The following is a 21,614-nucleotide window of genomic DNA, read 5'->3' on the forward strand; positions in this document are numbered from 1 at the left end:
CGCCGCATCCGTAAATTCGTATTAGCCGAGGCAGCCTGAAAACCGTGGGGATTTTCAGGCTGCCTTATCTTTAAATTCTGTTAAAATCCGCATTTTATTTCCTTTTATCCTTTCAGGCTGCCTGAAAATACCATCCGCTTTTCAGGCAGCCTGAAACCTTTATCCCGACACTTCGACAACCGTATGAAAAATATCCGCAATTTCTCCATCATCGCCCACATCGACCACGGCAAATCCACCCTCGCCGACCGCTTCATCCAACACTGCGGCGGCTTGGAAAACCGCGAAATGAGTTCGCAGGTTTTGGACAGCATGGACATCGAAAAAGAGCGCGGCATCACCATCAAAGCGCAGACCGCCGCGCTGAACTACAAAGCCAAAAACGGCGAAACCTACCTGCTGAACCTGATTGACACCCCGGGACACGTCGATTTTTCCTATGAAGTATCGCGCAGTCTGTCCGCTTGCGAAGGCGCGCTCTTGGTGGTGGACGCGTCGCAGGGCGTGGAAGCGCAAACCGTGGCCAACTGCTACACGGCGATTGATTTGGGCGTGGAAGTCGTGCCCGTGCTGAACAAAATCGACCTGCCCGCCGCCGACCCCGACCGCGTGGCGCAGGAAATCGAAGATATCATCGGCATCGATGCGGTGGGCGCGGTCACCTGCTCCGCCAAATCCGGTTTGGGCGTGGAAGACGTGCTGGAAGAAATCGTGGCCAAAATCCCCGCCCCCGAAGGCGATGAAAACGCGCCGCTGCAAGCCGTGATTATCGATTCGTGGTTCGACAACTATGTCGGCGTGGTGATGCTCATCCGCGTGAAAAACGGCAGCCTGAAACTGAAAGACAAAGTGCGCTTTATGTCCACCAAAGCCGAATCGCAGGTGGAGCAGCTCGGCGTGTTCACGCCAAAATCGGTGCAGAAACAAGAGCTCAAAGCGGGCGAAGTGGGCTTTCTGATTACCGGCGTGAAAGAGCTGGGGCAGGCGAAAGTGGGCGACACCGTTACCCTTGCCACCAATCCCGCCGCCGAGCCGCTGCCGGGCTTCAAAGAAGTGCAAAGCCAAGTGTTCGCAGGGCTGTACCCCGTGGAAAGCCACGACTACGAAGCCCTGCGCGACGCGCTGGAAAAGCTGCAACTCAATGATGCGTCGTTAAAATTTGAGCCCGAAGTGTCGCAGGCACTCGGCTTCGGTTTCCGCTGCGGCTTTCTCGGCTTGCTGCATTTGGAAATCGTGCAAGAGCGCTTGGAGCGCGAGTTTGATATGGATCTGATTACCACCGCGCCCACCGTGGTGTATGAAGTGATCCTGAAAAACGGCGAAAAAATAGACGTGGAAAACCCGTCCAAACTGCCCGACATCGGCACGATAGAAACCATTATGGAGCCGATTATCACCGCCACCATCCTTGTGCCGCAGGATTATGTCGGCAACGTGATGACCCTGTGCAACCAAAAACGCGGCGTGCAGCGCAATATGCAGTACCTCGGGCGGCAGGTGATGCTCACCTACGATTTGCCGATGAACGAAGTCGTTATGGACTTTTTTGACAAACTCAAATCCACCTCGCGCGGCTATGCCTCGCTGGACTACGAGTTCAAAGAATTTCAGCCTGCCGATTTGGTGAAGCTGGACATTATGGTAAACGGCGACAAAGTGGACGCGCTCAGCCTGATTGTCCACCGCCAAACCGCCATGCAGCGCGGCCGAGAGCTGGCGGCGAAAATGCGCGAACTCATCCCACGCCAAATGTTTGACATTGCCGTGCAGGCTGCCATCGGCGGGCAGATTATCGCCCGCGAAAACGTCAAAGCCCTGCGCAAAAACGTGCTCGCCAAATGCTACGGCGGCGACATTACGCGCAAGAAAAAACTGCTGGAAAAACAAAAAGCCGGTAAAAAACGCATGAAACAGGTGGGGAATGTGGAGATTCCGCAAAGCGCGTTTTTAGCGATTTTGGAGATTGGGGATAAATAAGGTTTTCAGGCTGCCTGAAAAACCATTCGCCAACCCACCCACACCGCAAGGAAACCCACCATGAGCAACAAGCTCACCGCAACAGAAAAAGCGCAAAATATCGGCATCCTAGTCGGCACATGGCTCGCCGTTTTCGGCTTGAATACTTTGGCACGCACGCCCAAGCCCATGTCGCAAATCATGCAGATGGTCGGCATGGTCGTTATTTTTTGGACCATTCTTGCCGCTGTTTTTTCACTGGTGTTTTTTGTCAAAACCCTAATCGGCAAACGCGACCATTCTTGGAAAACCATCCTGCTTCTCACCGTTTTACTGTGGCTTTGGATGGCTGTTTACGGAAACATATAAAACGCAGTTTTCAGGCTGCCTGAAAAGCAAAAATAGCTGCCCAACCCATTTTCAGGCTGCCTAAAACCACCCAATCTAAACCACCCGCAACAAAGGAATCCCCCCAAGTGAACACCAACTTCATTCTCTACGGCGCCATCGCGCTCTTTATCGTCGGCATCATCATGCTGGCAACCAGCAACAAAAACCGCTTGGCAACAGGCGATTGGAGCAACACCCTGCAATGGGGCTATCTGCTGATGATGATAGGCGTATTCGGCATGCTCTCCGCGGGCTTGGCGTGGAGTTTCACCGCCGTGCTGCTGCTGTTTACCGCGTTCACAGGGGCGGTTTGGCTGTGGCAAAAATTAAGCCGCAAAGGGCAGCCTGAAACCCTGCCCGACAGCAACCATCTGCGCGACTACATGGCGGGCTTTTTCCCCATCATTGCCGTGGTGTTTGTGGTGCGCACGTTTATCGTTGAGCCGTTTCAAATCCCGTCCAGCTCCATGCGCTCGGGGCTGGTGAAAGGCGATTTTATTTTGGTGAACAAGTTTAGCTACGGCATTCGCGTGCCTGTGTTGAACACGGTGGCGATTCCCACAGGCAGCATCCAGCGCGGCGATGTGGTGGTGTTTAACTATCCTGTTGAGCCGCAAAATAATTACATCAAGCGCATTGTGGCGGTGGGCGGCGATACGGTTGAATATAAAGACAAAATTTTAACGGTAAACGGCAAAGCCAGCGTGGATGTGCCACAAGGCGGCTACACTTATCCCGATGATGGCAACAGCAATATCCCGCGCCAAGCCGAGCGTTTTCAGTCCACCTTTGAGGGCAAAACGTTTGATGTGCTGAAAGTGGACGGCGCGCCTTCGGTGGATGCGCCCACATGGAATCATTACCAAGCCATGTTCGCGCAAACGGGCTTTGAAAGCGGCTTGCAGCAAAATTGCGAATACGCGGAAGACGGCAGCGGCTTTAAATGCAAAGTGCCCGCGGGCAAATATTTTGCCATGGGCGACAACCGCGACAACAGCGCAGACAGCCGCTATTGGGGTTTTGTGGACGATAAGTTGATTGTGGGCAAGGCGTTTATGATTTGGTTGAACACGGGCGACATGAGCCGCGTGGGCACGATGATTAAATAAACAGAGGCAGCCTGAAAACGGGATGACGAGTTTGCGCAATGCAAAACTGTTTTCAGGCTGCCTTTGGCTTTACCATCGGCATATTGTTGCCCGCCAACCCATTTTCAGGCTGCCTATCCGCCCCCGCGTAGGCAGCCTGAAAATATCGCCATCATGCTAAAATAGCCCACTTCATAAGGACACTCATCATGCAATCCCAAAACATCATCGTCGGCTTATCGGGCGGGGTGGACAGCTCCGTAACCGCCGCGCTGCTGCACCAACAAGGGCACAACGTGCGCGGCATCTTTATGCAAAATTGGGAAGACGACAACAACGACCAATATTGCAGCATCAAGGAAGACTCGCTCGACGCGATGGCGGTCGCCGACATCATCGGCATAGACATAGACATCGTCAATTTCGCGGCGCAATACAAAGACAAAGTATTCGCCTATTTTCTGCAAGAATACGAAGCGGGCAGAACGCCCAATCCCGATGTATTGTGCAACGCCGAAATCAAATTCAAATGCTTTTTAGACCACGCCATCGCCCAAGGCGCAGAAGCCATCGCCACGGGGCATTACGCCCGCAAAGAAGTGCGCGATGGCATGCATTACCTGCTCAAAGGCGCGGACGGCAGCAAAGACCAAAGCTATTTCCTCTACCGCTTGCAACCCTTTCAGCTTGAACGCGCCCTATTCCCGCTGGGCGGTATGCAAAAAACCGAAGTGCGCCGCCTTGCCAGCGATTTCAGGCTGCCCACCGCCGCCAAAAAAGACAGCACGGGCATTTGCTTTATCGGCGAGCGCCCGTTCCGCGAATTTCTGCAAAAATACCTGCCCACCCACAACGGCAACATGGTAACGCCCGAGGGCAAAATCGTCGGCAAACACATCGGGCTCACGTTTTACACCATCGGGCAACGCAAAGGCTTGGGCATCGGCGGCGCGGGCGAGCCGTGGTTTGTGGCGGGCAAAAACCTCGCCCGCAACGAATTAATCGTGGTGCAAGGGCATGATGCCCCCCTGCTCTATTCAGGCAGCCTGAAAATGAACCAGCTATCGTGGACGCTGCCCGAAAAACCCGCCGCAGGGCGCTACACCTGCAAAACCCGCTACCGCATGGCAGATGCCCCGTGCGAACTGCGCTATTTGGATGACGACACCGCCGAGCTGATTTTTGCCGTGCCGCAATGGGCGGTTACCCCCGGGCAATCCGCCGTGTTATACGATGGCGACATCTGCCTTGGCGGCGGCATTATCACCGAAACCGATAAACCGATTATCGTGCCATAGGCAGCCTGAAAGCCGTATGCCGTTTTCAGGCTGCCCATCCAGCCCTTTCAATCCCACCCAAGGACACCCAACATGGAAAAAATCTGGCTCAACAGCTACGAAGCAGGCGTAAACGCCGAAATCGACCCCGCGCACTACACCTCGATGATAGACGTAGTGCAGCAAAGCGTTACCAAGTTCGGCGACCAAACCGCCTTTTACAGCATGGGCAAAGAACTCAGCTACCGCCAAATCGGCGAGCTGTCCGACCACTTCGCCTCCTATCTGCAAAACGTGCTCAAACTGCCGCGCGGCGAGCGCGTTGCCGTGATGATGCCCAACCTGCTGCAATACCCCATCGCCGTGTTCGGCATCCTGAAAGCAGGCTTGGTGGTGGTAAACACCAACCCGCTTTACACTCCGCGCGAGCTAGAACACCAGCTTAACGACAGCGGCGCAAGCACCATTGTTGTGCTGGAAAACTTTGCCAACACGCTGGAATTGGTACTGCCGCGCACGCAAATCAAAAACATCATCATCACCAGCGTGGGCGAAATGTTTGGCGCAATCAAAGGCACGTTGATGAACTTTGTGCTGCGCCACGTCAAAAAAGCCGTGCCCAGCTATCAATTAGCAGGCACAACCTCGTTTCAGGCTGCCTTAAAGCAAGGCGCAGCCCAGCCCTTTAAACCCGTTGCGCTTACCCGCGACGATCTCGCCTTTTTGCAATACACAGGTGGCACCACAGGCGTTGCCAAAGGCGCAATGCTCACGCATGGCAACATTTGCGCCAACATGATGCAAGGCGGCGAATGGATAAAAGCCAAGCTGGTGGAAGGCAAAGAAGTGGTCATCGCCGCCCTGCCCCTTTACCACATCTTCGCGCTCACCGTGAACTTGCTGCTGTTTTTCAAGGCGGGCGCAAAAAGCATTCTCATCGCCAACCCGCGCGATTTAGACGGCTTTATCAAAGAATTGAAAAAACACCCCGTAACCGTGTTCATCGGCTTAAATACGCTGTATCGCGGCTTGATGAACAACCCCGAATTTAAAACCGTGGATTTTTCCACATGGAAACTTGCCCTCGGCGGCGGCATGGCAACCCAACAAGCCGTTGCCGAACAATGGTTTAAGCTGGTGCACATCCCCATTGTGGATGCCTACGGTCTAACCGAAGCCAGCCCCGGAGTGTGCGTAAACCCGCTCAACGCCACCGAATACTCGGGCGGCATTGGTTTGCCGCTGCCCAGCACCGAGGTGCAACTGCGCGATGGACACGGCGGCGAAGTGCCCATTGGCGAAGCAGGCGAGCTTTGGATACGTGGCCCGCAAGTGATGCGCGGCTACTGGAATCGCCCCGATGAAACCGCCAAAGCCATCGACCAAAACGGCTGGCTGGAAACGGGCGACATCGCCGTGATGAACGAAGCGGGTTGGCTGAAAATTGTGGACAGAAAAAAAGACCTGATTGTGGTTTCAGGCTTTAACGTTTACCCCAATGAGATTGAAGACATCGTAGTCGCCCATCCCAAAGTGCTGGAAGCCGCCTGCATCGGCGTGAAAAGCGACAAAACAGGCGAGGCGTTAAAACTATTCGTGGTGAAAAAAGACCCCAGCCTCACCGCCGACGAACTCATCGCCTACTGCCGCACCCAGCTCACAGGCTACAAAGTGCCGCGCGATATAGAGTTCCGCGACGAACTGCCCAAATCCAACGTGGGCAAAATCTTGCGCCGCGAACTGCGCGACAGCTAAGCGCCAAGGCAGCCTGAAAACGCCTAACCCCTTTCAAAGAACATCCGCATGAAAACCGTCATCATCGACTACGGCATGGGCAACCTCCACTCCGTGCAAAAATCTGTCCACGCCGCCGCAACGCGCGCAGGCATCGCCACCCAAATCCAACTCACTTCCCGCGCCCAAGACATCTACGCCGCCGACCGCGTTATCTTCCCCGGCCAAGGCGCGATGCCCGACTGTATGGCAGCGCTCAACCGAAGCGGGCTGGCCGAAGCCATCCGCGATGCGCTGAAAAACAAACCCTTTTTCGGCATCTGCGTGGGCGCGCAGCTCTTGTTTGAACACAGCGAAGAAGGCGACACCCAAGGCTTGGGCTGGTTTTCAGGCTGCGTCAAACGCTTTGATGCCCAGCAAACCGATGCCCAAGGCAACCGCCTCAAAGTCCCCCACATGGGCTGGAATAACGTACACCAAACCCAAGCCCACCCCCTGTTTGCCCACATCCCGCAAGATGAACGCTTTTATTTTGTCCACAGCTATTATTTCGCCCCCGCGCAGCCTGAAATCACCCTTGCCACCAGCCAATACCCACAAGAATTTGCCTGCATCATCGGCAAAGACAACGTATTCGCCACCCAGTTCCACACCGAGAAAAGCCACGAAGCAGGGCTGCAACTGTTGCAAAATTTCCTACACTGGCAACCCTAAACCCATAAAGACTTAACACTTAACTATGTAAATTTGCTAAAATACAAAATAAATTACATAGCTTAACTCAAATCATGCAACTTATCCCCGCCATTGACCTCAAAAACGGGCAATGTGTCCGCCTCAAACAAGGCTTAATGGAACAAGCCACCGTCTTTTCAGACAGCCCCGCCAAAATGGCGCAGCACTGGCTGGAACAAGGCGCGCGCCGTTTGCATTTGGTGGATTTAAACGGCGCATTTGCGGGCGAGCCCAAAAATTTCCCCGCCATCGCCGAAATCCTCGCCGCCGTATCCGCCCATATTCCCGTGCAACTGGGCGGCGGCATCCGCGATTTAGCCACCATTGAAAAATACCTCAATCTCGGGCTAACCGATGTCATCATCGGCACCTCCGCCGTTAAAAACCCCCAATTTGTGCGCGAAGCCTGCCGCGAATTTGCAGGGCATATTATCGTGGGGCTGGATGCCAAAGACGGCATGGTTGCCATTGATGGCTGGGCAACCGTAACCGAACACCGCGTCGCCGATTTAAGCCAACAATTTGAACATGATGGCGTAAACAGCATTATCTACACCGACATCGGCAGAGACGGCATGATGAGCGGCGTAAACATTGAAGCCACCGTCCATCTTGCCCGCGCGGTCAATATCCCCGTCATCGCATCGGGCGGCCTAACCAATCTGGACGACGTGCGCGCGCTCTGCGCCGTGCAACACGAAGGCATCGCCGGCGTGATTACGGGGCGCGCCATCTATGAAGGCAGCATTCAATTCAACGAGGCGCAACGGCTTGCCGATTTCTTAACGGCAGCCTGAAAATTGAAATTAAACGTTTTTTCATAACAAACAACAAAAAAGGAAACAATTATGTACGGTTCATTTTTGCTAATTGCGTTTATTTTAGGTTTTTGGTGCATTTGGTCTGCCAACCGCGATGTCAATTCATTGGGTGAAGCGTTGGGCTTCACCGTGTTGGCGATTGTCATCAAGTCGACGATGGAATGGAGCGGCATGCCCGATTTTGACGCGCATCTTTTGACCACTTGGGGCATTTTGTATTTGTTTACCGTGGTGGTGTTGGAAGCGATTGACCGCTTTTCCGAAAGCATGGGGATGAACATGGGCATCGCGCTGGTGGGCTCGGCGGGCTGGTTCTTCTTGGCGAAATATTTGTTTAGCGAAGCGGGCATTGCCAAAGTGGCAAGCTGGGTAGGCTAAACGGCAGCCTGAAATGATTAAAGACACCGTTATCCTTTGTTGATGGGGATAACGGTGTTTTTTGTTTTTTGTTTTTTGGGTGATTTCAGGCTGCTTACTGTAAACATAAAAGAGGCAGCCTGAAAAATAAGAAATGCCGTCATTCCCGCGCAGGCGGGAATCTTGCTTAATATTCAAAAATTATCGTAAAAACAAATTATTATTTAAGTTTAACCAAAATTCCCATCTGCGCGGGAATGACGGACGTTACTATTTCTTGTTTGATTTTAGGTTTTGCAAAGATTTCAGGCTGCCTAATTATTTAACAAGAAAGGCAGCCTGAAAACGCTTGCACCGCATCAACACAAGGCGCAAATCTATTTTCAGGCTGCCTCTATCGCATGGCGCGGCAACGACTGCCCTACCCCTTCGCCAACTCCGCCTGCATCGCCTGAATCACGCCCGCATAATCATCCGCATCAAAAATCGCCGAGCCTGCCACAAAAGTATCCGCGCCTGCGGCGGCGGCGGCGGCGATGTTGTCCACTTTAATGCCGCCGTCCACTTCTAGGCGGATGTGTCGCCCGCTGCGTTGCTCGTAGGCATCCAGTAGGGCGCGGGTTTGGCGCAGTTTTTCCAGCGTGTGCGGGATGAATTTTTGCCCGCCGAAACCGGGGTTCACCGACATCAACAACACCATGTCCAGCTTGTCCAACACGTTTTCCAACACTGCAATCGACGTGGCAGGGTTTAACACCAAGCCCGCCTGTTTGCCCGCGTCTTTAATCAGCGACAGGCTGCGGTCCACATGGCGGCTGGCTTCGGGGTGGAAGGTGATGATGTCTGCGCCTGCTTTGATAAACGCGCTAATCATGTTGTCCACGGGCTCAATCATCAGGTGCACATCAATCGGCGCACTCGTGTGCGGACGCAACGCGGCGCAAATCATCGGACCGAAAGTGAGGTTGGGCACATAGTGGTTGTCCATCACGTCAAAATGAATCATGTCTGCGCCGGCGGCGACCACGTTGCGCACTTCTTCGCCCAAGCGGGCAAAATCGGCGGAAAGAATGCTGGGGGCGATGCGGTATTTCATGGCGTGTCCTTTGTTGGCAAGATTGATGCGGCGATTTTAACACCGCAAGCGGTTTTCAGGCTGCCTCACGCGCTGGAAAAGATAGGTGAGGCAGCCTGAAAACACTATAACCCGCTATAATCGCGCCTTTTCATTTTCGGAACACGCAATCATGTCTAAAAAACCTAAACACGAATTAGAAAACAACAAACTGCAAAAACGTCTGCGCCATGCCGTTGGCGATGCGATTAACGATTTCAACATGATTGAAAACGGCGACAAGATTATGGTGTGCCTGTCGGGCGGCAAAGACAGCTACGCGCTGTTGGACATCCTGCGCCAACTGCAAGCATCCGCGCCAATTGAGTTTGAGCTGGTTGCTGTAAACCTAGACCAAAAGCAACCGGGTTTTCCCGAACACGTTTTGCCCGAATACCTGAGCAGCATCGGCGTGCCCTACAAAATCGTGGAAGAAGACACCTATTCCACCGTTAAGCGCGTGCTCGACGAAGGCAAAACCACCTGCTCGCTGTGCAGCCGCCTGCGCCGCGGCATTCTTTACCGCACGGCCAAAGAGCTGGGCTGCACCAAAATCGCGCTCGGCCACCACCGCGACGACATCATCGCCACCTTGTTTTTAAACATGTTTTACGGCGGCAAGCTCAAAGCCATGCCGCCCAAGCTGGTTTCCGACAACGGCGAACACATCGTTATCCGCCCACTGGCGTATGTAAAAGAGAAAGATTTGATTAAATACGCCGAGTTAAAACAGTTCCCCATCATCCCCTGCAACCTGTGCGGCTCGCAGCCCAATCTGCAACGCCAAGTGATTGGTGATATGTTGAAAGACTGGGACAAACGCTTCCCCGGCCGCATTGAAAGCATGTTTTCCGCGCTGCAAAACGTTGTGCCATCGCATTTGGCGGATACTGAATTGTTTGACTTTGCAGGCTTGCAGCGCGGGCAGGCGCTGAAACACGGCGGCGATTTGGCGTTTGACAGCGAAACCGTATCGTTCACCGCGCCGCGCGACGAAGACGACGGGCAGCCTGAAAAACCCGCGCGCAAGGTGATTAACATCTTGGGCAACAAGCCGAAAATGGAATGCGGCATTCAGGTGGAATAACGCGCCTATCCCCGTCCGCCCTTGCTTGTTTAGCCGCACCCGAATTTCAGGCTGCCTATCGGTTCATCCGTAGGCAGCCTGAAAACGTGTTTCCGTTGCGCCATCGGTTTTCCCCATGCCGCGCTAGGTCTATAATGAAAACTTCCCCAACCGCGTTAGAAAGGACTCTGCCATGAAAACTCTGGTCAATGTTTTCCACCCCAAATTGGAACAATCCACCGTAAACCGCCTGTGGGCAGAGCGGCTGGAAGGGCTGCCCGATGTAACCGTGCGCCGTGTGTACAGCCTGTATCCAGATGGCAAAATTGACGTTGCCGCCGAGCAAGCCACGCTGTTGGCGCACGACCGCTTGGTGTTCCAGCATCCGTTTTTCTGGTATTCCGTGCCGCCTCTGATGAAACAATGGTTTGACGACGTGCTGACCTACAACTGGGCATACGGCCCGCAGGGCAAAGCGTTGGCGGGCAAAGAATGGGTGTCGTCCGTTTCCACGGGCGGGCCGGCGGATTCGTATCAGGCGGGCGGCTACAACAGCTATTCCATGAGCGAATTTTTGAAACCGCTGCAACAAACCGCCAACCTTATCCAAACCAAATTCTTGCCGCCGTTTATTTTCCACGGCGCGGTGGGCGCAAGCGAAGCCGCCGTCCGGCAGTCTGCCGACAACATGGTGGCGCATATTCTAGACCCGCTGCTGGACCCGCAGAAAAAACTCGCCGCGCTGCTGGCGAAAATGCAGGAAGACGGCGTAACGCTGGAATAACCGCCCCATAAACATAATAAGGCAGCCTGAAAACGGGAAAAACCATTTTCAGGCTGCCTTATCACATCAATTCATCTACCCCGCATTGCCCACCACCACAATCAACCGCGCATTATAGCCCTTTCAGGCTGCCTCAACCATCGCCCGCCGCGTTTGCCTATCCCGCAAATAAGCCGCGCTAATCACGCCTCGCGCCCCCTTTTCCCTGTGTTAAGATTGCCCGCGTTACTAACAACTACACAGGAGAAATCGCCATGAACCGCATCGCTCGATTTTTACTGCTCCCCGCCAGCGCAGCCGCTGTGTTTTGGGCGGGGCAAGCCGTGTTGATGCCGCATTCCGCCGCCGCCCACGCCGAAAGTTTGACCGAGCGCATCGGCAAACTGCCCGACAGCCAAGGCAAAGCCGCCCCGCCGCTGCCGCGCCGCCCCACGCTGATTAAATTCTGGGCAAGCTGGTGTCCGCTGTGCCTGAGCGAATTGGCGCAAACCGAAGCATGGGCGCAAGACAAACGCTTTGCCGCCGCCAACCTTGTCGCCATCGCCTCGCCCAATTATCTGCACGAAAAACCTGCCGCCGATTTCGCCCAATGGTATCGCGGCTTGGAATACCAAAAACTGCCCGTGCGCACCGATGCGGGCGGCACCATCGCGCAAGAGCTGGGCGTGCGCGTGTATCCCTCTTGGGTGTTGCTCAGCGAAAACGGCGATGTGCAACGCATCGTTAAAGGCAGCCTGAACGAAGCCCAAGCCCTCGCCCTGCTGTCCAACCCGCAAGCCGAACTCTCTGCCTACACCAAAAAATTCTACAAACCTGATTTCGCGCAAAAAGGAAAACCCATGAACATCAAAACCGTTTACCTAGCAGGCGGCTGCTTCTGGGGCTTGGAAGCCTATTTCCAACGCATCCCGGGCGTAACCGATGCCGTGTCGGGCTATGCCAACGGCAAAACCGCCAACCCCAGCTATGAAGACGTATCCCACCGCCACAGCGGGCACGCCGAAACCGTGAAAGTGAGCTACGATGCCGACCAGCTCAGCTTAGACGACATCCTGCGCTATTACTTCCGCGTGATAGACCCCACCAGCCTGAACAAACAAGGCAACGACCGCGGCGAACAATACCGCACAGGCATCTACACCACCGACCCCGCCGAGCAAAAAATCGCCGCCGCCGCCATCGCGCGCGAGCAGAAAAAATACACCGCGCCCGTTGTGGTGGAAAACCAGCCGCTCAAAAACTTCTATCCCGCCGAAGAATACCATCAGGATTATCTGCTCAAAAATCCCAACGGCTACTGCCACATTGACGTTTCATTGGCAGACAAACCGCTGGAAGGCAAAGAAGCCGTTTCAGGCAGCCTGAAAAAACCCAGCGATACCGAATTGCGCCAAAAACTCACCGCCGAGCAATACCGCGTTACCCAACAAGCCGGCACCGAGCGCGCATTCAGCCACGAATACGACAACCTGTTTGCCAAAGGCATCTACGTGGACATCGTGGACGGCACGCCGCTGTTTGCCTCCACCGACAAATTCCAATCAGGCTGCGGCTGGCCCAGCTTCACCCGCCCCATCGCCCGCGAAGCCGTAACCGAGCGCGAAGACACGTCTTACAACATGATACGCACCGAAGTGCGCAGCAGCCACGCCGATTCCCATCTGGGACACGTGTTCAACGACGGCCCGAAAGACAAAGGCGGCCTGCGCTACTGCATCAACGGCGCATCGCTGAAATTCGTGCCCTACGAGCAAATGGACGCGCAAGGCTATGGCGCGTGGAAGGACAAAGTGAAGTAACGGTTTACCCTGCCAGCGCACGGCTTGCCAGCAAGCCGTAGGAGCGCGGGGCAAGGTTTCAGGCTGCCTCAACAGTTGCACCCGCGTTGAGGCAGCCTGAAAAGCAAACAAAGCGAAAACACCCCATTCGGCAAACACCCCGTTTCCCGCTATAATCCCCACCGCATGGTTCGCTGTGCATTTTAACCATCCCAATGAAAGGAACTACTATGAAAAAAGCATTCGCACTCACCCTCACCGCCACCCTGCTGGCAGCCTGTTCCGGCACTTGGCACGGCGTAAAAAGCGACACCGCCAACACCGTAGAAAAAGTCGGCAACGGCATTGAACACGGCTGGGACAAAACGCAATCCGCCGTGAAAAAAGGCGGCAACGCAGTCGGGCGCGGCATCTCCCATGTGGGCGAGAAAATTGAAAACGCCACCGAGTAACCGCTAAACAGGCAGCCTGAAAAGCCCATTTCCGCTTTTCAGGCTGCCTTTCCATTGTCAAACCGCAGAGAAAACCATGCCCAACCCGCAAACCCGCTACGCCGCCGATTTTGCAGCCCGACTGCGCCAAGCCATCGCCGCCATTCCCGCCGCCCAACGCGGCGACATCTACGCCCTGTCGCTGTGGTTCTACTGCGAGGAGGATGACGAACGCTACCCTTGCATCCTGTTCAGCTACAACACCGAAACGCACTATCGCCGGCAAATCGCCCGCGCATCCGGCACAAGCGAAGCGCGGTGGAATTTCGCCTTTTGGCTGCAAGACGAAGCCCCTGCCAGCGTTACCCTTGGCGGCGAAAACGATGCCGCGCTGGCGCAATGGTTCGCCGCCTCGCCCTATCATTTTAGCGATGCCGACCACGAAGCAGCGTTGGGCGCCGCCTTTTGCGCGGAATTTATAGAAACGGTGATAAACACCATGCGGCAACTGTTTGCCGATGGCACGATTGCGGGCGCGTTTGGGCGCGACATCCCCGCGATTATTCACGAGCTGGAATACTACGCCGCGCCCAACAGCTGGACAAAACACGCCAATCCGAAAGGCTTGGCGAATGAATTTTTGGCATGGGCAAATTCTGTTTAGGCAGCCTGAAAACAAGATTGGGCTTTTCAGGCTGCCCATTGATGCCGATGCCCCTAGACAAAATCCCCCAACCCGCTACAATCGCGCCTCTTGTTCAACCTCCATCAAAGGAAAAATCATGAGTTTGCTAGATAACGTTATCAACGCCGCCACTTCCGCCATCAGCGGCAACGGCGAGCAAAGCCAAGCCATGCAACTGGTCAGCCAGCTTATCCAGCAAAACGGCGGCAACGTGGGCGACTTGCTGGGCAAATTACAGCAAGGCGGCTTGGGCGACGCGCTGCAAAGCTGGATTGGCACGGGCAGCAACGCCAGCGTGGATGCCGCGCAAATCCAAAACGCGCTGGGCGGCAGCCTGTCCAACGCCGCCGCCAAAGTGGGCTTGGACACCGGCAGCGCAAGCAATCTGCTGGCGCAATATCTGCCCAACATCATCAACGCCATCACGCCCAACGGCAACGCCGCCGATGCCGACGGCTTCGGCTTGGACGACATCGCCCGCATCGTGATGCAAAACTTTTTAAAATAAGCGCGCAACAGATTTCAGGCTGCCTTATCCGCAACAGATAGGCAGCCTGAAAACCAATGGGCGCAATCACACACCCAAGGCAGCCTGAAAAGCCAAACCTTTGCTTTCAGGCTGCCACTGTCAAACCCCATCCCCGCACAGGAGCCGCCATGCAGCCCGTTGCGTTAGACAATATTCCCGATGAAGTTTTTCTAGAAGGCATCACCCAACTAACCGAGCTTTTCCCCGTTTGGTTTCCCCAATCATTCAAAATCCTTTGCGAAAGCCTCAACGCCGATAGCGGTGATGTACTGATTACCGATTTTGTGGAAGACCAAAACGACGAGGAGATATACGAAGGCTTTGCCTACGACCGCCGCCGCAAAAAAATGTATGCCTACTTGTTTGACCACGACCGCGTGCAGGTTCACGAAGTGGCAACAGACAGCCTGACCATGCGCGACACGTTTAGCGTGCGCGTGCTGCATTTGCTGTAAGGCAGCCTGAAAACCAAAAAATACCGTCATTCCCGCGCAGGCGGCGATGACGGCAAGTTAACTATTTATTTATGGTTTTATTTTGAGTCTTACAAAAGTTTCAGGCTGCCTTATCCCAACCGATAGGCAGCCTGAAAATCATCTGAACAACATCAAGCCAGCCTACCCCGCTTGGCTTTGCGCCACAAATTCCGCCTGCTTCGCTGCCGCCTTGCCGCTGTCCAACGCCTCGCACGCGCGCGCCAAGCCCTCTGCCAAACTGCCCGCCACATTGCCGACATACAAACACGCCGCCGCATTCAGCAACACAATATCCCGCGCCGCGCCCCGCGCTTCGCCGCGCAACACCGCGTTCATCATCGCCAGCGAATCCGCCGCGTTTTCCACTTTCAGGCTGCCTAAATCGCGGTAAACAGGCAAGCCGAATTCTTCGGGGTGGATGTCGTATTCGCGCACTGCGCCGTCTTTCAGCTCGGCAATGCGCGTGCTGCCTGAAACCGTGATTTCATCCAAGCCATCGCTGCCATGCACCACCAAAGCGTGCTGCGAGCCCAGCTGTTGAAACACGCGCGATAAAATGCCGCATAAATCAATGTGAAACACGCCAATCAGCTGATTGACCGCGCCTGCGGGGTTAGTGAGCGGGCCAAGAATATTGAAAATGGTGCGAAAGCCCAACGCCTTGCGCACGGGCGCAACATAGCGCATCGCCGCATGGTGGTTGGGCGCAAACATAAAACCGATGCCGCATTGGGCGATGGATTGCGCCACTTGCTCGGGCGATTGCTGCAAATTCGCGCCCATCGCTTCCAGCACATCCGCCGCGCCGCTGGACGACGACACCGAACGCCCGCCGTGTTTCGCCACTTTCGCGCCCGCCGCCGCCGCCACAAACATGGCGGTGGTGGAAATGTTAAACGTTTTCGCGCCATCGCCGCCTGTGCCCACAATGTCCACCAATTCGCCGGCGTGCGGCGTGGCAACCTTGCTGGAAAACTCGCGCATCACGCTGGCGGCGGCGGCAATTTCGGACACGGTTTCCACCTTAATCCGCAGCCCCGTCAAAATGCCTGCAATCTGCTCGGGCAACACTTCGCCGCGCATGATTTGGCGCATCAAATCGGTCATCTCGTCATAAAACAGCTCGTTGTTGTCAATCAAACGGGCAAGGGCTTGCTGGGGAGTAATCATGCTTTTTCCTTTGTAAACAGATAGATTGGCGCGGCAGGCAGCGAAGCCCGCGCATTAAGGCAGCCTGAAAAGCGAAGCGGGGCGGCGAAGCGCGCACGGATTTGCGCCGCACGCCTTTTCAGGCTGCCGACAGCCACGCGATTTTAACAAAATTTAACCACCCTGCGTGTGCTATACTGCGCGCCATTTTTAAGCCCGCAAAACACCATGAACCATCCCATCCCAGACACCGATTTAGACGAAGACAACGACTTTTCCCCCGCCGTCCAACCCGCCGAAACCCTGCGCCTAAGCGTTCCCATCGATTTGGCGGGGCTGCGCCTTGATGCCGCGCTCGCCAAAATGCTGCCCGATTATTCGCGCAGCCGCATCGCCGGTTGGATAAAAGACGGCGAAGTGCTGTGCAACGGGCAGCCCGCCTCGCCCAAAACCAAGCTCATCGGCGGCGAGCAGTTGGCGGTGAATATTCAGCCCAGCCAAGAAACGCAAGCCTACACGCCCGAAGCCATGCCGCTGGACATTGTGTACGAAGATGACAGCGTGTTGGTGCTCAACAAACCCGCAGGGCTGGTGGTGCATCCCGCCGCAGGCAACTGGACAGGCACGCTGCTTAACGGCTTGCTTGCCCACGCGCCCGAATTATCGCAAGTGCCACGCGCAGGCATTGTGCATCGTTTGGATAAAGACACCAGCGGCTTGATGGTGGTTGCCAAAACGCTGCCCGCGCAAAACCATTTGGTGCAGCAGTTGCAAAGCCGCAGCGTGAAGCGCATTTACCGCGCCATCGCCGATGGCATTGTACCGTTTGATGGCAAAATTGAAACCCAAATCGGGCGCGACCCGCACAATCGCCTGAAAATGGCGGTGGTGAAATTTGGCGGCAAAGAAGCGATTACCCACGTTAAAGTTTTGGAGCGCTACCAAGCGCATAGTTATATTGAATGCAGCTTGGAAACGGGGCGTACTCACCAAATCCGCGTACACATGCGCGAAGCGCGCCATCCGCTGGCGGGCGACCCCGTGTACGGCAACCCGCGCCATCCTTGCTCGCCCGAAGTGAAAGCCGAAGTCAAAGCCCTTGCCCGCCAAGCCCTGCACGCTTATCGCCTGAGCTTTGTTCACCCCAAAACGAACGAAACGCTGTCGTTTGAAGCGCCGATGCCCGATGATATGTATCACTTGCTTTCCGTGCTGCGCCTTGAAAGCGGCATGGATTCCGCGCTCAGCCACGAGCAAGAATGGGCGGAGAAATTCGCCGGTGAAGACGACGATGATTGGAACGAAGATGATTACGATGTGGATGTGGTTTATGTGAAGGATTAGGCGGCCTGAAAATAGCCGCGTTGTGTTGCCCTTGTAAAGGAACTGAAATGTCATCGCTTTTGTTTTTGTGCTTTATTTTGGCTTGGGTTTGCAGAAAAGTCTGTGCGCATTTTGCTGCCAAGTCAGAAAAAGAATTTATGGGCTGGGGGGAAATATCCATGGTGGAAATGCTTGATGAAATCAAAGCCTTAACCCAAAAAGGCGATAAAAATGCAAAAATAGCGTTTATTGCCGATATGATGAATATGATTTTTATATTTGCAGGGTATGGATGCGTGTTTTTTATGGTTGGCAGAAGTTTGGATGGTTAAATGACGCGCCTACAATAAGGCAGCCTGAAACAGCACAATCCAACACCGCGCAGCCAACCCCCAACTCCCAAACAGCATTTCAGGCTGCCTCTATCAGCCAACCCACCCCATAGGCAGCTTGAAAACAAAGTGCGCTTCGGCACAACCCTTTCCGCTTCACAACGCCACTTCGCCATGTAAACCGAAACCTTTGCCAAACCCGCAACCAATGGAGCATCAGCGGTTCGCCGACATCTTGCCAACCCATGCAACCCTGTTGAATACAACCTTTAGCAACAAATCATCCGCCCCATTTTAATTTTCAACCTTGCGCATTACGCTGCGGTATACCCTTTTATACCCAAATCAAAGATTTGGACAAAAGAGCAAGGCTGCCTCAAAGCCTTTGCAAAGATTTCAGGCTGCCTCAACCCATCCCAAAACCACAAACCAAACTACCATGCCCATCCTAGCCATAGACACCAGCACTCAATACCTCTCCCTTGCCCTGCACGCCCACGGCAAAACCCAGCTCTACCACGCCGAAGCAGGCAACCATCAATCCCAACACATCCTGCCCCAAATCCAAGCCCTGCTCGCCCAAGCCCAAATTCAGGCTGCCGACCTATCCGCCATTGTTTACGCCCAAGGCGCAGGCGCGTTCACAGGACTGCGCATCGGCATCGGCATCGCCCAAGGCATCGCCACGCCCTACAACACACCACTTATCGGCATCCCCTGCCAAGACGCCGTTGCCTACCAAATCCCCAATCATCCCTGCGTGCTCGCCGCCACCGATGCCCGCATGGGCGAAGTGTTCTACGCCTTTTTCAACACCCAAACCCACCAACGCCTCAGCAGCTACAAAGTCGCCAAGCCCGCCGACATAAGGCAGCCTGAAAACATCCCCGCCGACGCAGTCATCGGCATCGGCAACGCCTACGCCCTCACCAGCCAGCCCCCCTTTGCAGGCACGCCCCAAATGCCCACCGCCGCCGACTATCTTGCCCTTGCCCAAAGCAAACGCTATCCCGCCACCGCGCCCGAACACGCCGAATTGTTATACGTCCGCAACAAAATCGCCCTTACCGCCGCCGAGCAACTCGCCCGCAAACAAAGCCCGCAATAGGCAGCCTGAAAACATGAAACTCAATCACCCCCAAGGACAAGCCGCCGAAGAACAAGCCCTCGCCTATCTGCAACAACAAGGCTGCCAACTCATCGCCCGCAACTGGCATTGCAAGCACGGCGAAATAGACCTCATCATGCTTTCAGGCTGCCTGCTGCTCTTTATTGAAGTAAAATACCGCAAAAACAACCGCTACGGCGGCGCCGCATACAGCATCACCCCCAGCAAACTGCGCAAACTCCAAGCCACCGCCGAGCTCTATTTGCAACAACATCCCCACAACGGCGCCTGCCGCATTGATGCCTTACTCATAGAAGGCAATCTCCCGCCCCAATGGATACAAAACATCACCGCTTAAACCACAGGAGACCCATCATGACCACCTTAACCCAGCGCGTTGCCGAACATTTCGCCGAAAGCATCCAAGCCAAGCAGCAAGCCGCCCAAGTGCTTGCCCAGCCCACCGCCCAAGCCGCCGAACTGCTATTCAACACCCTTGCCAACGACGGCAAATTCCTAATCTGCGGCAACGGCGGTTCCGCAGCCGATGCCCAACACTTCGCCGCCGAAATGACAGGGCGTTTTGAAAAAGAACGCATGGAACTTGCCGCCATCGCCCTAACCACCGACACCTCCGCGCTCACCGCCATCGGCAACGACTACGGCTTTGACCACATATTCAGCAAACAAGTCCGCGCACTCGGGCGCGCAGGCGACGTGCTCGTGGGCATCTCCACATCAGGCAATTCTGGCAACGTAATCGAAGCCATCCAAGCCGCCCACCAAAACGGCATGAAAGTCATCGCTATGACAGGACGCGACGGCGGCAAAATCGCCCAAATGCTGCAAGAGGGCGACGTATTGCTCAACGTCCCCTACCCGCGCACCGCCCGCATCCAAGAAGTCCACATCCTGCTTATCCACGCCATGTGCGACTGCATCGACACCATGCTCACCGAAGGCATCGCCTGACACCCCGCCCGATGCCCAAAGGCAGCCTAAAACCCCTCCGCCCCCATTTCAGGCTGCCATCCCATCATTACGCAGCATCAACCATTTACGCTATAATCCGCCCCCGCCACCCCGTTCAAGCAAGCCAAAGGCAGCCTGAAAACCGAAAGCCCCGGCAAAATCCACACCACCACAGGAGACACCCCATGACCCCAATCAAACAGCTCATCATCGCCGGTCTCATCGCCAGCACACTCAGCGGCTGCGCCACAGCCATCATCGGCGGCGCGGCGGCAGGCGCCAACTCCATCGCCAATCGTCGCACCATCGGCACCCAATTTGACGACGAAACCACCGAAATGCACATCCGCACCAACGCCTACGCCCTTATCAAACAAAACAACGCCAACAGCACCGCCACCCTATCCGTTATCAGCTACAACCGCAAAGTGCTGCTGCTGGGTCAAGTCCCCAGCGAAATCGACAAACAGCTTGCCGAACAAGCCGCCCGCAACGAACCCCAAGTGCAAAACGTTTACAACTACATCAACGTATCCAGCGAACCCCGCACCGTCGCCAACATCAACTACGACACATGGCTCACCTCCAAAATCCGCAGCAAACTACTCACACTCAGCACCGCAGGCGTATATCCAGGGCACGTCAAAGTCGTCTCCTTCAACAGCGTCGTCTATGTATTCGGCTTGCTCACCCCCGAGCAACAAACCCTTGTTAGCAACACCGTTAGCAGCGTATCAGGTGTGCAACAAGTCGTAACACTTTATGAAACCTACACCCCCGCCAGCGTGCAACCCGCGCCCGCGCAATAATCAACCCCCAAAGGCAGCTTTTCAGGCTGCCTAAAACACGGAAACACCATGTTCACAAACCGCAAAAACAAAGGAAAAATCACCTTCGGCAACATCATGCTCACCCTCTTGGTGCTCGGCTTATTTGTTGTCATCGGGCTTATCGGCACGCTGTACGTTACCCTCACCAAAACCCCCGAGCAAACCGCCGCCAACTACAAACGCGAACAAGAAAGCCAAGCCCAAATCGAATGCTGGTCGCCCACCAACAAATCAGGGCGCGACTGCGGCGCAAGCACCCCCGCCGCCCAAGCAAATGGTCTAACCCCACAACAAAAAAGCGCCGCCTCCGCCGTTGCCTACCAAATTGAGGCGCAAAACCAAGCCGCATCCGAAGCAGGTTTAGCACTCACCCGTGGCGAAGCCCCCAAAAAACCGAAAAAACTCACCCCAAAAAACGCCGAGCGTGAACTCATCCCGCAAAACAGCGACGACGGCACACCCCTCATCGCCCAAGAAGAACGGCAAACCCGCCCCGTTGCCAACGACCTAGCCCCCCGCCCTGCCAAAAAACCACGCAATGCCGACATCGACACCACAGGCGAACGCCCTCTTGCCCCCGCGCCGCGACCCGCCAAGCGCGACAATTCCGATGCCACCAACGCCTTGTTTGACTGAACAGACACATTTTTTCTTGACCTAATCATGCAACATCCCTATA

The 21,614-nt window shown here is 55.1% G+C and carries 24 protein-coding genes; 22 read left to right on the forward strand and 2 right to left on the reverse strand.

Annotation, left to right across the window (positions count from 1 at the left end; genetic code table 11):
- Positions 1-183 precede the first annotated feature (183 nt).
- The 8 genes from lepA (at position 184) to JDW22_RS02145 (ending at position 8,379) form a co-directional block, all read left to right on the forward strand.
- Positions 184-1,977 carry a translation elongation factor 4 gene (gene lepA / locus JDW22_RS02110; protein WP_200521440.1) on the forward strand — a complete coding sequence of 598 codons (1,794 nt, stop codon included), beginning with the start codon at positions 184-186 and terminating at the stop codon, positions 1,975-1,977.
- A gap of 60 nt (positions 1,978-2,037) precedes the next feature.
- On the forward strand, positions 2,038-2,325 hold the full coding sequence (locus JDW22_RS02115; RefSeq protein ID WP_200521442.1) for a hypothetical protein: 288 nt from the start codon (positions 2,038-2,040) through the stop codon (positions 2,323-2,325).
- A gap of 107 nt (positions 2,326-2,432) precedes the next feature.
- Positions 2,433-3,455: a signal peptidase I gene (lepB, locus tag JDW22_RS02120; RefSeq protein WP_200521444.1), complete on the forward strand. Its 1,023-nt coding sequence runs from the start codon at positions 2,433-2,435 to the stop codon at positions 3,453-3,455.
- A gap of 173 nt (positions 3,456-3,628) precedes the next feature.
- On the forward strand, positions 3,629-4,732 hold the full coding sequence (gene mnmA / locus JDW22_RS02125; RefSeq protein WP_407929575.1) for a tRNA 2-thiouridine(34) synthase MnmA: 1,104 nt from the start codon (positions 3,629-3,631) through the stop codon (positions 4,730-4,732).
- A gap of 72 nt (positions 4,733-4,804) precedes the next feature.
- A complete protein-coding gene (locus tag JDW22_RS02130; protein ID WP_200521446.1) occupies positions 4,805-6,466 on the forward strand; it encodes an AMP-binding protein in 1,662 nt (553 codons plus the stop codon).
- A gap of 48 nt (positions 6,467-6,514) precedes the next feature.
- Positions 6,515-7,159 carry an imidazole glycerol phosphate synthase subunit HisH gene (hisH, locus tag JDW22_RS02135; protein WP_200521448.1) on the forward strand — a complete coding sequence of 215 codons (645 nt, stop codon included), beginning with the start codon at positions 6,515-6,517 and terminating at the stop codon, positions 7,157-7,159.
- 74 nt (positions 7,160-7,233) lie between these two features.
- On the forward strand, positions 7,234-7,977 hold the full coding sequence (gene hisA / locus JDW22_RS02140; protein ID WP_200521456.1) for a 1-(5-phosphoribosyl)-5-[(5-phosphoribosylamino)methylideneamino]imidazole-4-carboxamide isomerase: 744 nt from the start codon (positions 7,234-7,236) through the stop codon (positions 7,975-7,977).
- A 51-nt stretch (positions 7,978-8,028) separates the two neighbouring features.
- Entirely contained in the window at positions 8,029-8,379 is a 351-nt protein-coding gene (locus JDW22_RS02145) for a phosphate transporter (protein WP_200521458.1), read from the forward strand.
- A 400-nt stretch (positions 8,380-8,779) separates the two neighbouring features.
- On the opposite strand, the gene rpe is transcribed toward JDW22_RS02145, so the two are convergent.
- Positions 8,780-9,454 (reverse strand): ribulose-phosphate 3-epimerase, encoded by a 675-nt coding sequence (gene rpe, locus JDW22_RS02150; protein WP_200521460.1) that lies wholly within the window; start codon positions 9,452-9,454, stop codon positions 8,780-8,782.
- Positions 9,455-9,605: 151 nt separating this feature from the next.
- Here rpe and ttcA point away from each other — a divergent pair, with 151 nt between their 5' ends.
- The 7 genes from ttcA to JDW22_RS02185 all read left to right on the forward strand — a co-directional run bounded on the left by ttcA (position 9,606) and on the right by JDW22_RS02185 (position 15,200).
- Entirely contained in the window at positions 9,606-10,559 is a 954-nt protein-coding gene (gene ttcA / locus JDW22_RS02155; RefSeq protein ID WP_200521468.1) for a tRNA 2-thiocytidine(32) synthetase TtcA, read from the forward strand.
- Between the two features lie 172 nt (positions 10,560-10,731).
- The gene (locus tag JDW22_RS02160) at positions 10,732-11,322 is read left to right on the forward strand and encodes an NAD(P)H-dependent oxidoreductase (RefSeq protein ID WP_200521476.1); all 591 of its coding nucleotides are present in this window, start codon (positions 10,732-10,734) and stop codon (positions 11,320-11,322) included.
- 254 nt (positions 11,323-11,576) lie between these two features.
- Positions 11,577-13,121 carry a bifunctional peptide-methionine (S)-S-oxide reductase MsrA/peptide-methionine (R)-S-oxide reductase MsrB gene (gene msrAB / locus JDW22_RS02165; RefSeq protein WP_200521482.1) on the forward strand — a complete coding sequence of 515 codons (1,545 nt, stop codon included), beginning with the start codon at positions 11,577-11,579 and terminating at the stop codon, positions 13,119-13,121.
- A gap of 209 nt (positions 13,122-13,330) precedes the next feature.
- Positions 13,331-13,552: a hypothetical protein gene (locus JDW22_RS02170; protein WP_040558185.1), complete on the forward strand. Its 222-nt coding sequence runs from the start codon at positions 13,331-13,333 to the stop codon at positions 13,550-13,552.
- A 76-nt stretch (positions 13,553-13,628) separates the two neighbouring features.
- Positions 13,629-14,195 carry a hypothetical protein gene (locus JDW22_RS02175; protein WP_200521483.1) on the forward strand — a complete coding sequence of 189 codons (567 nt, stop codon included), beginning with the start codon at positions 13,629-13,631 and terminating at the stop codon, positions 14,193-14,195.
- Positions 14,164-14,724, forward strand: a complete 561-nt coding sequence (locus JDW22_RS02180; protein WP_407929572.1) for a YidB family protein — start codon at positions 14,164-14,166, stop codon at positions 14,722-14,724. The genes JDW22_RS02175 and JDW22_RS02180 overlap by 32 nt, the downstream gene beginning before the upstream one ends.
- A gap of 56 nt (positions 14,725-14,780) precedes the next feature.
- Positions 14,781-15,200, forward strand: coding sequence for a hypothetical protein (locus JDW22_RS02185; protein ID WP_200521485.1), 420 nt, complete (start codon positions 14,781-14,783; stop codon positions 15,198-15,200).
- A gap of 162 nt (positions 15,201-15,362) precedes the next feature.
- Here the strand turns inward: JDW22_RS02185 and trpD are convergent, their stop codons facing one another.
- Positions 15,363-16,391, reverse strand: coding sequence for an anthranilate phosphoribosyltransferase (gene trpD / locus JDW22_RS02190; RefSeq protein ID WP_200521493.1), 1,029 nt, complete (start codon positions 16,389-16,391; stop codon positions 15,363-15,365).
- A 207-nt stretch (positions 16,392-16,598) separates the two neighbouring features.
- Here trpD and rluD point away from each other — a divergent pair, with 207 nt between their 5' ends.
- The 7 genes from rluD (at position 16,599) to JDW22_RS02225 (ending at position 21,571) form a co-directional block, all read left to right on the forward strand.
- Positions 16,599-17,714 carry a 23S rRNA pseudouridine(1911/1915/1917) synthase RluD gene (gene rluD / locus JDW22_RS02195; protein ID WP_200521495.1) on the forward strand — a complete coding sequence of 372 codons (1,116 nt, stop codon included), beginning with the start codon at positions 16,599-16,601 and terminating at the stop codon, positions 17,712-17,714.
- A 47-nt stretch (positions 17,715-17,761) separates the two neighbouring features.
- Positions 17,762-18,025, forward strand: coding sequence for a protease-associated domain-containing protein (locus JDW22_RS02200; RefSeq protein ID WP_200521497.1), 264 nt, complete (start codon positions 17,762-17,764; stop codon positions 18,023-18,025).
- Between the two features lie 439 nt (positions 18,026-18,464).
- Complete coding sequence (tsaB, locus tag JDW22_RS02205; RefSeq protein WP_200521504.1) at positions 18,465-19,133, forward strand: tRNA (adenosine(37)-N6)-threonylcarbamoyltransferase complex dimerization subunit type 1 TsaB; 669 nt, start codon at positions 18,465-18,467, stop codon at positions 19,131-19,133.
- 13 nt (positions 19,134-19,146) lie between these two features.
- The gene (locus tag JDW22_RS02210; RefSeq protein ID WP_200521506.1) at positions 19,147-19,491 is read left to right on the forward strand and encodes a YraN family protein; all 345 of its coding nucleotides are present in this window, start codon (positions 19,147-19,149) and stop codon (positions 19,489-19,491) included.
- 17 nt (positions 19,492-19,508) lie between these two features.
- The gene (locus JDW22_RS02215) at positions 19,509-20,105 is read left to right on the forward strand and encodes a phosphoheptose isomerase (RefSeq protein WP_200521508.1); all 597 of its coding nucleotides are present in this window, start codon (positions 19,509-19,511) and stop codon (positions 20,103-20,105) included.
- Positions 20,106-20,290: 185 nt separating this feature from the next.
- Entirely contained in the window at positions 20,291-20,914 is a 624-nt protein-coding gene (locus tag JDW22_RS02220) for a BON domain-containing protein (protein WP_200521510.1), read from the forward strand.
- A 48-nt stretch (positions 20,915-20,962) separates the two neighbouring features.
- Complete coding sequence (locus tag JDW22_RS02225) at positions 20,963-21,571, forward strand: hypothetical protein (protein ID WP_200521512.1); 609 nt, start codon at positions 20,963-20,965, stop codon at positions 21,569-21,571.
- The last annotated feature ends 43 nt before the right edge of the window (positions 21,572-21,614 follow it).

This window comes from Kingella bonacorsii (assembly GCF_016623605.1).
GTDB lineage: Bacteria > Pseudomonadota > Gammaproteobacteria > Burkholderiales > Neisseriaceae > Kingella_B > Kingella_B oralis.